Source organism: Mycobacterium sp. E735, from assembly GCF_001666955.1.
In the GTDB taxonomy this organism is placed as follows: domain Bacteria; phylum Actinomycetota; class Actinomycetes; order Mycobacteriales; family Mycobacteriaceae; genus Mycobacterium.
Map to the genome: position 1 here is coordinate 1 of NZ_LZIX01000337.1, position 933 is coordinate 933.

Here is a 933-nt window from a genome sequence, read left to right on the forward strand (position 1 = left end):
GAGCGGCCGCGGCTTGCGCCGCCGGCTCGGGGCGCCGGGGTGGTGGTGCTGTAGCCACGCGGTCACGGCCTCGACGTGCCGCTGGCTGAGCGTTTTGGCGCGCGCCGAGTCGCCGGCGGTGACGGCCTCGACGAGCTCGGAGTGGTCGATGTGCATCCGGTCGATCGCCTCGGTGGCCTCGGAGGCCGAGTCGGTCCGCGACTGCAGGGCATACCGGGTGGTGAGGCGCATCAGCACGTTGACAAAGAGTTGCAGGACCGGGTTTTTCGATTGCTCGGCCAACGCGATGTGGAACTCGTCCCGCGGCGTGGGGAGCCCCGGCCTCCACTCCTCTTCGCCCCGCAGCACCGCCCGCAACCGGGCGATGCCCGCCTCGTCGATCCGTTCCGCGGCCAGCGAAGCCGCCAGCGGTTCGAGCACAAGGCGCGCGTTGAGCAGGTCGCCCAGGGTGGTGCCGAGGTATTCGAGATAGATCACGACGGCGCGGGTGGCGGGCCCGGCATCGGGCTCGCAGATGATCAGACCGCCACCGGGCCCGCGGCGCATGCGGGCGACCTGATGGTGTTCGACGAGCCGGACGGCCTCGCGCAGGACCGAGCGGCTCACCCCGAAGCGCTCTTGCAACGCGTGCTCGGAACCGAGCGATTCGCCGATGGCCCAACCGCGGCGAACGATCTCCGCCTCGAGGTCCCGCGCGATTCCGGAAGCCAGTTTGTTCGCGAGGCCGGTACTCATATCAAGCCCAACGGCGTTCGGGCGCAGGGGATTTCAGCATGTGAGCAACATGCAGCCGGCGACGGGCCCGCCGCCGACCGACACGACGCCGACGTCCGGGCGACGCGATACCTGCCGCTCCCCCGCTTCCCCGCGCAACTGCAGACAACCCTCGTGCAATGCCCAGTAACCGTGCATGCGCCCCGCCGACAGCTGGCC

Annotated in this window: 1 protein-coding gene and 1 pseudogene; both read right to left on the bottom strand. The window is 70.4% G+C overall.

From position 1 onward, the window contains the following. Positions 1-735 (bottom strand): FadR/GntR family transcriptional regulator (locus A5704_RS27165; RefSeq protein WP_156737773.1); only part of this gene is annotated, 735 nt, incomplete at its 3' end. A gap of 33 nt (positions 736-768) precedes the next feature. Continuing rightward, positions 769-933 (bottom strand): annotated as a pseudogene (locus A5704_RS28660) (thiolase family protein); the annotation flags it as partial.